Here is a 13668-nt window from a genome sequence, read left to right as displayed (position 1 = left end):
GGTTTAATGCTAAAAGCTCTCGAAAAAGTGTGGTATCGCACGGGAGATGGCAAATATTTTGAATATATCCGCCATGATTTAGACCGTTATGTGCAGAAAGATGGCAGTATTCGTACTTACAAATATGATGATTTCAATCTTGATAATGTGCCAACAGGTCGTGCTTTATTGATGCTTGCCCAACAATCTCAACCCGATAAAGAGAAATACGCAAAAGCAGCCGATTTACTTTGGAAACAAATCGAAAATCAACCAAAAACCAACGAAGGGGGCTATTGGCACAAAAAACGTTATCCATTCCAAATGTGGCTTGATGGGCTTTTCATGTGCGAGCCTTTTGCGGCAGAATACAGCAAGATTTTCAATAAACCAGAACATTTCAATGATATTGCCAAGCAATTTGCATTGATTGAAAAATATGCCGTTGATGCCAAAACTGGATTGGTTTATCATGGATACGACGAAAGCAAAGAACAAAAATGGGCTGATAAAAAAACTGGACTTTCGCCACATTTTTGGAGTCGTGCGATTGGCTGGTACGCCATGGCTTTGGTCGATGTGCTTGATTATTTCCCCGAAAACCACCCTGAAAGAGCCAATTTGATTAAATATCTGCAACGCCTTGCTCCTGCTTTGGTCAAATACCAAGACCCAAAATCTGGCGTATGGTATCAGATGACAACCCAAGGTACTCGCAAAGGCAATTATTTTGAATCTTCTGGTTCGGCGATGTTTGTTTATACCCTCGCCAAAGGTGTACGCAAAGGTTATTTGCCAGCCACTTATTTAGCCGCTGCCAAAAAAGGTTACGCAGGAATGTTGAAAGAATTTGTAGAAAAAGAAGCAGACGGCACAATCAGCTTCAATAAAACTGTCAGTGTTGGAGGTTTGGGCGGAACGCCTTACCGTGATGGTAGCTACGAATATTATCTGAGCGAACCAATCCGCAAAAATGATTTGAAAGGCGTTGGACCATTTATTTTTGCAAGTGTTGAAATGGAAATCGCAGCCGAAAATTCACTCGGCAAAGGCAAAACCGTAGCCGTAGATAATTATTTCAATAATGAATTCCGAAAGGATTTGAATGGAAATCAAGAATCTTTCCACTACACTTGGGATGACCGCATGCATTCAGGTTTTTGGGTTTGGGGACAAATTTACCAAGAACTGGGAGCAAAACTAAAAACAATTTCGGCCGCTCCAACGGCAGCGAATCTGAAAGGAGTAAATGTTTACATCATCGTTGACCCAGACACAAAGAAAGAAACTGCCAATCCAAATTTTGTTCAAAAATCAGATATTAAAGTTATTTCTGATTGGGTAAAAGCTGGCGGAACACTCATTATGATGGCCAATGATACTGCTAACTGCGAGATTCCACATTTTAATGAATTGGCAAAAGCTTTTGGTGTAGAATTTACGAACAAAAGCCGAAACATGGTTCAAGGTACAAAATGGGAACAAGGCCGAGTAGATATTCCTGCGGGAAATCCTGTTTTTAAGAACACAAAATTGGTTTATATCAAAGAATTAGTAACGCTCAATGTGAAAGCACCAGCCAAAACGATTGTAAGCGAAGGTGGCGACAATATCATAGCCACTGCCAAAGTGGGTAAAGGCAGTGTATTTATCGTTGGTGACCCATGGTTATATAACGAATACACCGACGGACGCCGAATTCCAATCATTTACGAAAACTTTAGTGCCGCCAAAGATTTAGCCAAATGGGCTTTGGGAGTAAAATAATTTGGGTTCTTACCTTAATTTCACTATTGAAATCTCTTTGGAAAGTACATCAAAGGCACGCTTTTCTGGCGTGCCTTTGATGTTTAAAAAGTTGCTTAAAAACGGTTACCCATTATGGAAAAAGCGTATTTTTAGTATGAAAAATTATTTTTCTTTACTCCAAAAATAAAGGCTTGCTGCACCTAAAATTCCCCAAAGACTCCAATCGAGCCAAGCAGTATTGTGCATAGGAAGGTTTCTTCCGTAAACGTTATAAATCCCTAAGCCCAATGATGCGAATAAGATAAAGGCTCCGCCTAATAAAAAGGCTTTAGCTACGGTGGTATCGGTGGTTTTGCGAAGCATGAAAGACATATAATTATGTCCGATGTGCAGAATTCCGAAAAACTGCATTAGACCTATGGTAAACATATCTTCTGGATTCATGCCGAAATAACTCAATGCCATTTTAGGTAATAAAAGCATACTTATTCCAAGCAAAAAACCATAGATACTGACGATAAGAATGTAGGTTTGACGTGTCATGATTAAAAAGTGTTTTCGATTTTATTTAATAATTCCTAACTGTTGCATTAATAACAGATTATCGTTCAAAGTCCAAGACTCTACAATTTTACCTTCGGCATTGAATCTGTAAACAACCCAGTGTGCAATTTTTCCGCTTTTACCTGTAGCTTTATTTCCATAATAATCGCCCAAGTGAGTGCCAGTGGTTTCGCATCTTGCAAATAGTAAATCGCCCTCACCAATAAGTTCGATGATTTGAACTTTTAAATCTGGAAATCCTTTTCGAGCAAGATTTCTAACTTTTTCTGCCGCTGCTGGGCCTTTGCCCACATCTTTGACTTCAAATGAATCTGCATAAAACTTACTATAATCAATAGTTTTTTGTTCGTTACCCAATTGCTCATATTCACGGAAAATTGCCTTGTTCCTTTCTTTTAGCGTAACCGATGAATGTTGTCCTGAAAGCCACTTAATGTCGTTATCTTTCATCCTAAATGTATAAGTGAAAGCATCATTATAATTGATGATTTTACCCCCATAGTTCCATCTTGAATGATTAACACCCGTGAAAACAACCAGGTCTCCAATGGTTTTTATTTTCTTGTCTGTATAAAGGGCTTCTTCCAATTTACCGAATGAAATCCGACCTACTAACGTTTTTTTATCCCAAAAACCACCTTCGGCATTGATGAATAAAAAATCATCCTCGGCATACTTTTGTATAGCCGAGCTTGGGTTTTGGCGATAATCATCAATTAATTTACTTACCAGTTGTTCGGCATTCGACTGTGCGAATGAAAACTGTATGGTTGCTAAAAAGCAGAGGAGGGTAATAATAAGTTTTTTCATTTCGATATTGATTATGAATTGATTATCCAAATTTTATGATAATTGATTTATGGTAGTCTCGAATTTGATTTATCGGTAGCGTTTTCGATTTATCGGTTGCTAACAAATACTTTTTTAGTCCATTTGCTTTTCGTCTCGATACCAAAGCCTTCTGATTATCTATCATCTCGACTTTGTTGTTGGTTTGAAAGTACGTTTTTACGTATGCCAAATTGACCATAAACGACTTGTGAATTCGATAAAAATTATATTGCTCAAATTGTTGTTCGAGGCTTTTAAGAGGGGTAGCAACGATACATTTTTGCCCGTTTTTGAAGTGAATAATCGTATAATTTATATCGGCCTTTAGGATTATTACATCTTCTGGGTTTACGGATGTACGGCCGCCCACAGCAATTTTATTTGTTTTCATGTTAAAGTTTAGAGGTTAATTTTTAGCATAAAGGCAATAGTATATTATTCCACCAGTGTAGCACTGATGGAATAATAGTTAAAGCAGGATTTTTACTGAATTAGCTTCCTAATTGCGTACAAAAACTCTCGTGATTCCAACTGATTTCGATGGAAGTGATTTGGTCGTCATCGTTGAAGCGGAACATGAAAATATGGTCTGATTCGAACCTTAACCCTTTTGAGGGGATTCCTGCAAAATCTTTTGCTTGTGTGCCAAAGATAGAAACCTTGCAAATGATAGCATCGTCATTTTCTTCAAATGTATCAATTGTGTTGTCAATATCAGGGAAACTATCCATCAAGGCGGCCCAAAGTCCTTTACCCAGTTCGGCTACTTTTCCGACACCGTTTTCGCCAAGTGGCGTAAAATTTACATCGGCATCGGCCGAACATAACGACACCATTCTTTCGTATTCATGGTCTTGATAAGCTGAGAAAAATTCTACACAAGTGCCTTTGCGAGTGAGCGACTGTGTTGTTTCGTTGTTTTTAGTTTCGGTAGTCATGGTTATTTTTATTTTATACGTTTGAAAACTTCTTTGAATCCAGGTATTGATTTACTGGTTTTGGTAAACGTTTTTCCATCGGTTTTGATTAAAAACTTGCCTGTTGTGCCAACGTGGGTTGAGTCCCAAGAATAGCCTTCGTTGTACTCTGTGAAGTTTTTCCCATCAAACTGATACGTAAATAAGCCCGCCCCATCAAATCCTTTATTTTTAGGCGTATAATAAACCACTGCCATTTTTGGGTATTGAAAAATCATTCTGACGGTGGCATCTTTGTATTTGCCTTCTCCAAATTTACTTTTACCTCCCCAAGTACCTTCCGTCATTTCCCAAACTCCTTCGAGTTGGCTGTTTTTAAGTGGTTCATTGGGTATTATTCTACTCAGTTTTTCGGTTACTTGATAATCTTTGTATTTGGCAGTATTTATTTTACCATACTGCTCATATACGTTGGCATCTACTTTATAATCCATAACAGTTACCTGCCCAACGTGAGTCGAGTCCCACGAATAGAAATCATGCCCTTCGTGGTATTTTCCATCAATAATTTGGTAAGTACCTCCGCCTGCACCATCAAAAAGCCTTCTGTTTGGGCGGTGGTCGTCGTAATAAAATACCATATAATAGCCATCTCTAAAAATCTTAACTACTTTTCGGTCTTTGTCTTTGCCCCATTCGGTCATATCGCCAAACTTAAATTCGCTTCTTATGTATGCTCCGTTGAGTTTACTTACGGGTTCTTTTTCGATAAATGCCGACAACATCAAAGCGGCAATAGTGGCTAAAAATAGAAGTTTTTTCATGATTTGAATATTGAATTGAATACCCAAAATTGAGAACTTCTGATTTTAAAAAATTGTAGAAATGCGACATTTTTAGGAATCTAAAAAATTGGCTAATTCGATGTTGTTTTTTAGGTAGTATGAAGGCGATTTACCTGTAAAACTTTTAAATTCTTTGATAAAATGAGCTTGGTCGTAGTAGCCATTCTGAAAAATCAACTCTTGCCAATCATCAATATTCCACCGTTTTGAGGCAATTACCTTACACAAATGGCTTATTTTTCGGACTCGTGCGTAGTATTTTGGCGAAACCCCGACTTTTACTAAAAACTGACGCTCGAATTGCCTTCTGCACACAAACATATCATCAACCAATTCGGAAAGATTGACTAATCCGTTTTGTTCGCCAATCAAATTTGCGGCATAATCAATTCTGGTATTTTTTAGTTCTGCCTTCAATAATTTGAAAGAAAAATAATTCGACAAAACTTCTATTCTCTTACTATGCGAAACACAATCTTGTATTTTGGCTTCAATAGTGTCGATTTCTTTCCCTAAAACCGCCCTTAGGTCGTGGCGTTCGTCCACAAATTCATACATAGGTAGCCCGAAAACACTCGCAATTGCCGATGGCTTAAAAACAACGCCAACCATGCCGATTTGTCCTTGAAGTTGTAGTTGGTAGCTTTTGGTGGCTTGCCCTGTAATAAAACTTTGAGGCGTACTGATGAATTGACTTTGATGCTTGGCACTGATTACTTGATAGCTCTGTTGGTAGTTAAAAACCATTGAGCAAAAACCACTGGGAGGCGATTCGACAAGGATGGGGTTATGTAAGAAATCGGTTTCCCATATATAGAAACATTCTATATACGAAAGGAGGTGAGGTGGAGGCAGAAATTTACGATAATACATAGCAGTTTTCTTATTTCCAATGAAAGCAATTTATGGAAATAAATCGGATAATTATAGTTTTCATCTATTTTATTTGGGGAAGTGATGCTAAAATAGATGAAAACTATTGGGGCATTTTATGAATAACTATTACTTCAAAATTCCCAACTGTTGCATCATTGATAGATTATCATTCAGATTCCAGCTTTCTACGATTTTCCCTTCGGCATTGAAACGATTAACCGTCCAGTGGGCAATTTTAGCGGATTTTCCCGTAGGTAGTATTCCATTGAATTCTCCTTTTTGAGTACCCGTAGCTTCACAACGAGCAAATACCAAATCACCTTCGGCAATGAGTTCGATGATTTTTATTTGAAGGTCTGGAAAGGCGTCTATTGTTTTTTGATTAAATATTTCTAATGCTTTTGGACCCTTACCGATGCCTTTTATTTCATGAGAATCTGAATAGTATTTACTCGCTTCCGCTAATTTTCTTTCACTTACCAACATATTTATTTCCTTATATAAAGCCTTATTACGGTCTTTAGGAGTAATCAACGAATGTTGAGCCGAAAGCCATTTGATGTCGTTTCCATTGATTTGATAAATGTACGTGAAGACATCTTTGTAGTTAATAATCGTACCACCGATGTTCCATCTGGATGTATTGATGCCTTTAACGATTGTAATACTACCGTAAATTTTAATGTTTCTATCAGTAAATTTTACATCTTCTAACTTTCCTGCCGAAGCGACCCGTACTGTTTGAGTTTTATTCAACATATTACCTTCGGCATTAGTAAAAGTAAAATCATCTGAGCCGTATTTCTGAATAGCGGCAGCAGGGTTCTGGCTATATTCTTCAATGGCCTTATCTAATAATTTCTCAATATTCGATTGTGCGAACGAAAACTGAATGGCTGCTATGAAGCAGAGGATGGAGATGATAAGTTTTTTCATTGGGTTTGATATTTTATTTTTTTGTTAATTACACCCAGCGATTTGGGCTTTAAATACAGCCCCTTCGTCGGTTTTAAAACCTGGCTGAAGCATTACAGAATTGTTAGCATAGTACTCTACATTTGTACCAGTAGATATAATATTTGTCTGATTTGACGGCGGAGCATATAAGATGCTATTACTCACTATTTTTCTGTTTGAATTGATAACCCCCGAAACAGAATTAGTAATAGATTCTCCAGAATATGGTGAAACGATAGGGTTTGTTGGGGTACTACTATTTGTGGTTCCAGAAAAGTTTTGAGAATTGAAAACAGCCTTATTAGGAATAGCTATATTTGGACCTTGCCCAGTTATACTATTGAAGTTATAGTACATCACGAGGCTATTTTCGTGTCCTGTCAAGGTTTTTGCCTCGTAAATCTGACTGACTTCGGCAGCCGAAAGTTGTTTATCCCAAACCGTTATTTCGTCTAATTCTCCATTAAATCCAGAATTAGCCCTGTAGTCGTTCCCAATAGTAAAACCACCAAAACTTGTAAATAAGACAGCATTTTGAATTGTCTGTAAATAAACGCCATTCAAGTAAACGATAGTAGAGTTATTGGCCAAATTGGAGCATAGGGCAATGTGTTGCCACGTATTTGAAAATGGAATTTGAGTAACAACTTCCGAAACGCTCCATCCACCCCAAGAACTTGTGCTTCCAAAAGAAAGATTCCCTGCACTGCTAAAACCAATAAAATTTTGTCCGAAATTGTAATTTGCTACCATAATCCCCTTGCCCTCGAAGGAATTGGGTTTCATCCAGAAAGCAATTGAAGTTGCACCAGTATTGATATCTTGTGTATTTGAAACCACAATATTATCTGTTCCTTGCATTTTTATTGAGTTTTTAAAACAAGGTATGGCGTTACAATTTCCAACATTAATTGTATAATTTACTGGGGCACTAAAACCACTCGGGCTATAAGCACGAACACTGAGTACGCCTGAGGTTGCATTTGGACCAAAAATTAGCTTAATTGTATTATATTCTCTAAACAAACTCACATCAGATCCACTATAACTCCAAGCATAAGTTGTATTTTGGGTAAAATCGGTGCTAAAACCTGCCACTGTACTTTTACAAAAGTTTGTAACATTGGTTGTAATCGGATTTGGGGCAGGTGGAACTGTACATATATCAGGAAATGCCGTTGTTGGGCCAGCGGTTGTGGCATTTCCAGCGGTTCCGTTTAAAGCCAAGTTTGAGACGGTTATACCCGAACCTGTTCCGTTATTGTTAAAACCTAAACGGTATTTTAAATCGTAGGAGTAATCGCCTAAATTACCTAATATAAACTTCCTTACATCATCAATCAGCCACGAGTAATTCAAAACGATTACGTCATCAACTAAACCTCTATAGTAAGGGCCCGCTCCACCATCATTGCCGATGGTAAAGCCACTATTATTCATATCATAATTGGCGTTTGTGGCAATAGATGCAACTTGAATGCCATTTTTATAAACAAATATTTTACCTTCAGTTGGGTAGGGTGAAACAGCAATGTGTGTCCATTTATTTTTTTCGATTAAAACATTAGTCAATTCTGTTGTACCTACAACTAAATGTTCATTGGCCAAACCAATGTAAAGGCCTCCTCCTCCGAAAATTCCTGACCCCAATGTATTATATGGGTGAATCCACATCGCTACCGTCCATTCGTTGTTCATATCTGGCAGACCCGAAGCCGTGATTCTATCGCCGTTAAAAAAGTAGCCATCTACATTCCTGAAAGAACCATCCGATAATTTTAAAGCTTTATCTAAACATCTTGGGAGTGTAATGAAAACCTCACCGTAGTTCAAACCAGCAGGGCAAGCAGCATCAGAAACACTTGAGATGGTAAAAAGTTGACTTTGGGTGATTCCGTTTTTTTCAAATATCTTTGAGTTGGTCGTACTTGTATAGACCGAACCGTCTGACATTGTGAAATTATAAGGTGGAGTGCCAGTAAAATCTACTTTAAAACTTGTGGTATTGTTAGCGATAAAGTTTACGTCAGTTGCAGGAGATAACCGTGTTGTTGGTGAATTTTGATTAATGTTCAAGAAAATCTTCTGATAATTACCCGCTCCACAGGTATTTGAAGGCACACAGTAGAGTGTATCTGAGGTAGCATCTACATTGATATTGAGGCTTATCTGGTTCCCTGTATCTGCATTTAGCGGAACCCCCTTGCCTCTGTAAAACCATTTCAATGTACTTTGAGAGTTATTTACCGAAAAACTCACATTTTTTTGTCCTTTACATAAATTAACAGTTTGGGTTTGAATGCTTGATGGACTGGTTGGCAAACAACTTCTGTCTATTGGTCGGTACTTAATAAGCGTAGCACCTTCGGGATTATTATCAAAAGAAAAACCCGGTGCTAAATTGAATATACCAAGTGTAGTGTTGATATTACTTGCATAAAAAAACAAATTTTGAGGGTTTACATAGAACGAAATATCCAATTGTTGCCCCATTAAATTAAGGTTGTGAACCCAATCAACAGTTCTATCGGGTTTTACTTTTACTAACCACTTGTTTACTTCGGGGCCTCCTGTTACTTTGCCGCCAATCGAAACAAATGACTCCGACATCGAACTCATGGCATAAATATTTGTACCATCCGAAAGAATCTTGTCATAAGCTCCACCCGAAATATAGTTAGGAGCATCCCATTTCAAAGCCCAAGCCTCTGTACCATTGGCATTAAATTTCTTGATGAATCCATGAGAATAGCCCCATCCTAAATCAAAATTTTCGCCAGCGAATGTATAAATAGAACTTGGAGAATTAGGACTAAACCCTATCGACTCTATGGTATATACGTTACCACTATTATCAACTGTAAAGCCATGTACGCCTTTACCAACATCTTTTTTCCAAGCGACTGTGGGCGTGTTTGTGTTTATATTATCTAATCGGCACATTACAAAGACGTCCCAATCTATTCCAGCATAACCTGTTACAATCATGCTATTACCATTATTAATTAATTTATATTCACCGAAATACCTAAATTCTAAATCGGTCATTATGCCACCTCCAAGTTTCCATATTTTATTAGCTGTTTCAATCTGGTTATTAGAACTGGCATTTAGCGTGCTTAACTCTGCAGCAAATAGCATGGGAATGTTCCAACTTTGGCTTGTGGGTGTCATGGCTTCAACTGAGAAAACTCTGGTTGCATTTACCTCAACGGGGCCAGCCCAACGAGTGAATCCATTATCTAACTGATTGACACTCTTTACCCAAATGGCATTTCCTGTTGAAGCATTCACTTTGGTCAATGTGCCACCTCTAAACCAGATATTCTGATAATTTATGTTATCATATCTAAAATCAGTAGGAGTAGTAGAATTCCCCTCTGCGTCTCCCGTAGCACCGTGACTGGTCAATAGATAAACAAAACCGTCATTACTTATTTCTAAGTCGGCAAAGCCATCATTTGAGTCTTTCATACCGAGCGATTTACCCCATAAAAAATTTCTATTAGGGTCTAATTTCATGATGAAGAGTTCGGACTCTCCAAGATGAAAGCCATTTATAACATTTGTCGTGTTATTATGCGTATAATTATAAGCATTCACCATGTTACCAGCTATGTAAAAATTACCCGAAGCATCTGTTTTTACAATTGCTATTGCTCCTCCAGTGGTTCGGCCCGGAATATCACTGTTCTTGGTAATTACATCTGCGGCCCATTCATAAGTACCCTCGACAACACTTACCATTTTTCTGCCAACAGGCCCAACACAACCAAAATCAGAAACGCATTTAGCATAATAAAGCCTACTTTCATACATTACACTTGTATTAAAAGTGTCGGTGTCTGCTTGAAGTAATGAGCTTGTCTCTTGATTGGCGTACCAATTAACCTTGCCATTACAACCAACGGAGGTAAGAGTAGCAAATGAACCTGCATTGATGACGTTTGAGTTTATTACGGGAACTGTCGGGATTTCATTCAATGCCAGTGTGTAGGTTCGTGCATTACTTTCTCCTGCACTATTTTTAGCTTTTACAGAAATGGTTACAGAAGTATAGACCAAAGCATCTAAAATATCAATCGTAACGGTTCTGCCCTGAGTGCTACCCGCAACTTCAAGAGGGAATGTTGTACTACCATTAATTCTTGCAACAGGATTTGATTGATGGTCAAGGATTGGACTGATAGTCCATACATAAGAGGTTGGAGCTCCACCAGATACTGGAGCGGCAACAGTGAATATCAAACCATTCGTTTTTTTACAGGTAGATGCCACAGGATTAATGAAGACTCCTGGAATACCTGGACGGCCCTGAGCAAATGAAAAGTAGGGAAGTCCTAATAATGCAATAAAAATTATGTATAGTTTTTTCATTGATTGTAAATAATTAGACCTAATTCATTTAATAGATTTATCAAATTTTATAATCTTCCCGAAAACCTTCTTCAAAATTCGATTTATCGGTAGAGTTTTCGATTTAACGGTCTTTTGATTGCTGGTGCAAATACCTTTTTAATCCATTTGCTTTTCTTCGTGAAACTAAAACCTTCTGATTATCAACCATTTCTACTTTGTTGTGTGTTGGCATATACGTTTTGATATAGGCCAGATTAACCATAAACGATTTGTGCGTTCGGTAAAAATCATAAGGCTGAAAACGAGCTTCAAGGGTTTTTAATGGAGTAGCAACAATCGTTTTCTTGCCGTTGGATAGATGAATGACCGTATAATTGATTGAGGCTACGAGCAATACTACATTTTCGGGATTTACTGTGGTATGCCCACCAACTAAAATATCTTTCATGGCTGTATAGATGTTTGATTATCAATTTTTATCCAATTGTTTCGTATGGCTTCTTTTACAAGCCCAATGACCGACTGTACACCAACTTTACGGAACAGATTACGGCGATGGGTTTCGATTGTCGGAACGCTCACGTGCAGATAAGTAGCTATTTGCTCGGTGGTAAGTTCCTTTCCGATAAGTTGTAAGACTTCCATTTCACGGCGTGTAAGTTTCATAGATTTTAGCTGTAAGAATATGAATACAAAATTGATGACAAACAAAAGATAAATTCTTCAGGGTTTTCCATGAATTGAACTAAGGGTTTACCATGGTTTTTTACTCATGGTAAACCATGATATTTGAGGAGAAATTGGAGAGATTCCTTGAATCTAAGTAATAGTTTACTTATTTTTCAAAACCCTAATTAGCAAGATATTATAAATAATAATTCAACTACTATGAGAATGAAATCCGTATTTTTTGCACTCTTCTTTCTTATTCTTTTTCCCATTTTGAGCTATGCACAATCAGATTTCATCAGGCATAAAACTCGGTATTTGTCTTTGGAACAAAAACCACAATCAATCGGAAGAGATACTTTAATGATTATTGAGTTAGATTCACTGATGCAGTGTATTAATTATACAGATAGAAAGGAAGTTCAAAAGTTTAATGAATTATATATTCTTGGTTTATTAAGAAAACATTCCCAAAACAATGATTGGTTAAAAGGGAAAGCAATCTATAATTTGTGGAATGCAGTGCATGGGTTCTATAATACTGGGCAACATATAAAAACATTTCAATCTTATGCCTTAGCCGAATCTCAATTTGAAAAGCTGAGTGATTATGACCATCAAGCACTAACGCTCATTAGAATGGGTTTAGGTCTAACTTATACTTACAAAGGAGTAAAAAATGAATTAAAATATTTTGATAAAGCATATTTACTTGCTGTAAAAGCAAAAAACACAAGATTGATGTTTAATTCGCTAAATGCAAAAGGCATCTATTACAATATGAAAAATGATTTAACAAACGCCTTAAAAATTTACAGAGAATACGATAGGTTGAACGACCCCAAATTAGTCAACAACTTGGGTAACAAATTAAATATTGGATATAATCTTTTACAATTAGACAGCCTCGAAAAAGCATTAGCCTACATTAAACCTACACTAAAATTGCTACCCAATAAATCAGTACATGATAAATATATGCATTATAATGTTTATGAAGAATTAATCACTTATTACTTAAAAAAAAGAAACTTTATTGAAGCTGAAAAGTTTTTACCAAAGTTAAAAGAGTTTTGTTACGAAGAATCTCTGATTAACAAATACCCAAAATTTGAGTATGAAGTGCATAAAGGTTTAGGAAACAACAAAGTTGCTTTAGAAGCTCTTGAAAAATATCAGCAATTTTTAATCAATGAACATCAGAAAATAGAAAAAAATAATATTGAAGGAATGAAGTCTCAAGTGGTTTTACACGAACAAACTGCTAAATTTCAAAAGGCTGAACTTGATAAATTACGCTCAGAAAATGCCAAACAAAATCAATTTCGATGGTTTTTGGCTGCATTAAGTATAATTGGTATTTTATCTACTATCTACGTACTTTATACCAATAAACGTCTAAGAAATGTTAATCAATCTTTAATCAATAAAAATGCTGAGATTTCAGCCGCTCTACTCCAAGGCCAAACCCTCGAACGCAAACGTGTAGCCGCCGATTTACACGATAATTTGGGTAGTACGATGTCGTCGCTTATCTGGACGATGGATGCTATTGATGCCAACAAACTCGCTCCAGAAGAAAAAAATGTCTATCAAAACCTTAAAAAGATGTTATCGAATGCTTACGACGAAGTAAGGCTGCTCTCCCATAATCTACTTCCAGAAGAGTTTGAAAAACAAGGACTTACAGCCGCTTTGCAGTATTTTGTAAGGAAAGTAAACCAAAATTCAAGCATTAAATTCAATTTGCTGATTGATGATACCTTCGAGAAACTGGATAAAAAAGTAGAGTTTGAGCTTTACAGTATTTGTTTGGAATTGATAAACAATATCATCAAACACTCAAAGGCAACTGAGGCAAAAATTGAACTTTCTCGCACCGAAAATCAAGTAAAACTCCTTATTTCTGATAATGGTATTGG

Annotated in this window: 12 protein-coding genes; 2 read left to right on the top strand and 10 right to left on the bottom strand. The window is 36.9% G+C overall.

Annotated elements, in window-relative coordinates; translation table 11 throughout:
• Window positions 1–1746, top strand: a 1746-nt coding sequence (locus tag A6M55_RS01480; RefSeq protein WP_064196223.1) for a glycoside hydrolase family 88 protein, incomplete at its 5' end; no start/stop codon positions are given.
• A 144-nt stretch (window positions 1747–1890) separates the two neighbouring features.
• On the opposite strand, the gene A6M55_RS01475 is transcribed toward A6M55_RS01480, so the two are convergent.
• From A6M55_RS01475 to A6M55_RS01430, 10 genes are all read right to left on the bottom strand, one after another.
• Window positions 1891–2271, bottom strand: a complete 381-nt coding sequence (locus tag A6M55_RS01475; protein ID WP_064196222.1) for a hypothetical protein — start codon at window positions 2269–2271, stop codon at window positions 1891–1893.
• A gap of 21 nt (window positions 2272–2292) precedes the next feature.
• Window positions 2293–3102, bottom strand: coding sequence for a nuclear transport factor 2 family protein (locus A6M55_RS01470; protein WP_156510958.1), 810 nt, complete (start codon window positions 3100–3102; stop codon window positions 2293–2295).
• A 22-nt stretch (window positions 3103–3124) separates the two neighbouring features.
• The gene (locus A6M55_RS01465) at window positions 3125–3514 is read right to left on the bottom strand and encodes a LytTR family DNA-binding domain-containing protein (RefSeq protein ID WP_064196220.1); all 390 of its coding nucleotides are present in this window, start codon (window positions 3512–3514) and stop codon (window positions 3125–3127) included.
• Window positions 3515–3614: 100 nt separating this feature from the next.
• Window positions 3615–4061, bottom strand: coding sequence for a nuclear transport factor 2 family protein (locus A6M55_RS01460; protein WP_064196219.1), 447 nt, complete (start codon window positions 4059–4061; stop codon window positions 3615–3617).
• An 8-nt stretch (window positions 4062–4069) separates the two neighbouring features.
• Window positions 4070–4864: a DKNYY domain-containing protein gene (locus A6M55_RS01455; protein WP_156510957.1), complete on the bottom strand. Its 795-nt coding sequence runs from the start codon at window positions 4862–4864 to the stop codon at window positions 4070–4072.
• Window positions 4865–4936: 72 nt separating this feature from the next.
• A complete protein-coding gene (locus tag A6M55_RS01450; protein WP_064196217.1) occupies window positions 4937–5758 on the bottom strand; it encodes a DUF6597 domain-containing transcriptional factor in 822 nt (273 codons plus the stop codon).
• Between the two features lie 129 nt (window positions 5759–5887).
• Window positions 5888–6697: a nuclear transport factor 2 family protein gene (locus A6M55_RS01445; RefSeq protein ID WP_064196216.1), complete on the bottom strand. Its 810-nt coding sequence runs from the start codon at window positions 6695–6697 to the stop codon at window positions 5888–5890.
• 24 nt (window positions 6698–6721) lie between these two features.
• Window positions 6722–11095 carry a LamG-like jellyroll fold domain-containing protein gene (locus A6M55_RS01440; protein ID WP_064196215.1) on the bottom strand — a complete coding sequence of 1458 codons (4374 nt, stop codon included), beginning with the start codon at window positions 11093–11095 and terminating at the stop codon, window positions 6722–6724.
• A gap of 103 nt (window positions 11096–11198) precedes the next feature.
• Entirely contained in the window at window positions 11199–11525 is a 327-nt protein-coding gene (locus A6M55_RS01435; protein WP_064196214.1) for a LytTR family DNA-binding domain-containing protein, read from the bottom strand.
• Window positions 11522–11743 (bottom strand): response regulator transcription factor, encoded by a 222-nt coding sequence (locus tag A6M55_RS01430; RefSeq protein WP_064196213.1) that lies wholly within the window; start codon window positions 11741–11743, stop codon window positions 11522–11524. The genes A6M55_RS01435 and A6M55_RS01430 overlap by 4 nt, the downstream gene beginning before the upstream one ends.
• 327 nt (window positions 11744–12070) lie before the next feature.
• Here A6M55_RS01430 and A6M55_RS01425 point away from each other — a divergent pair.
• A partial coding sequence (locus A6M55_RS01425; RefSeq protein ID WP_229235460.1) for a histidine kinase occupies window positions 12071–13668 on the top strand: 1598 nt, incomplete at its 3' end.

The sequence above is a fragment of the Emticicia sp. MM genome (genome assembly GCF_001649495.1).
This window is presented reverse-complemented; position numbering and strand designations above follow the sequence as displayed.

Coding starts and splice junctions, on each gene's coding strand:
- A6M55_RS01445 (WP_064196216.1), bottom strand. CDS start 6,697: ATGAAAAAACTTATCATCTCCATCCTCTGCTTCATAGCAGCCATTCAG.
- A6M55_RS01475 (WP_064196222.1), bottom strand. CDS start 2,271: ATGACACGTCAAACCTACATTCTTATCGTCAGTATCTATGGTTTTTTG.
- A6M55_RS01465 (WP_064196220.1), bottom strand. CDS start 3,514: ATGAAAACAAATAAAATTGCTGTGGGCGGCCGTACATCCGTAAACCCA.
- A6M55_RS01460 (WP_064196219.1), bottom strand. CDS start 4,061: ATGACTACCGAAACTAAAAACAACGAAACAACACAGTCGCTCACTCGC.
- A6M55_RS01435 (WP_064196214.1), bottom strand. CDS start 11,525: ATGAAAGATATTTTAGTTGGTGGGCATACCACAGTAAATCCCGAAAAT.
- A6M55_RS01450 (WP_064196217.1), bottom strand. CDS start 5,758: ATGTATTATCGTAAATTTCTGCCTCCACCTCACCTCCTTTCGTATATA.
- A6M55_RS01440 (WP_064196215.1), bottom strand. CDS start 11,095: ATGAAAAAACTATACATAATTTTTATTGCATTATTAGGACTTCCCTAC.
- A6M55_RS01430 (WP_064196213.1), bottom strand. CDS start 11,743: ATGAAACTTACACGCCGTGAAATGGAAGTCTTACAACTTATCGGAAAG.
- A6M55_RS01455 (WP_156510957.1), bottom strand. CDS start 4,864: ATGAAAAAACTTCTATTTTTAGCCACTATTGCCGCTTTGATGTTGTCG.
- A6M55_RS01470 (WP_156510958.1), bottom strand. CDS start 3,102: ATGAAAAAACTTATTATTACCCTCCTCTGCTTTTTAGCAACCATACAG.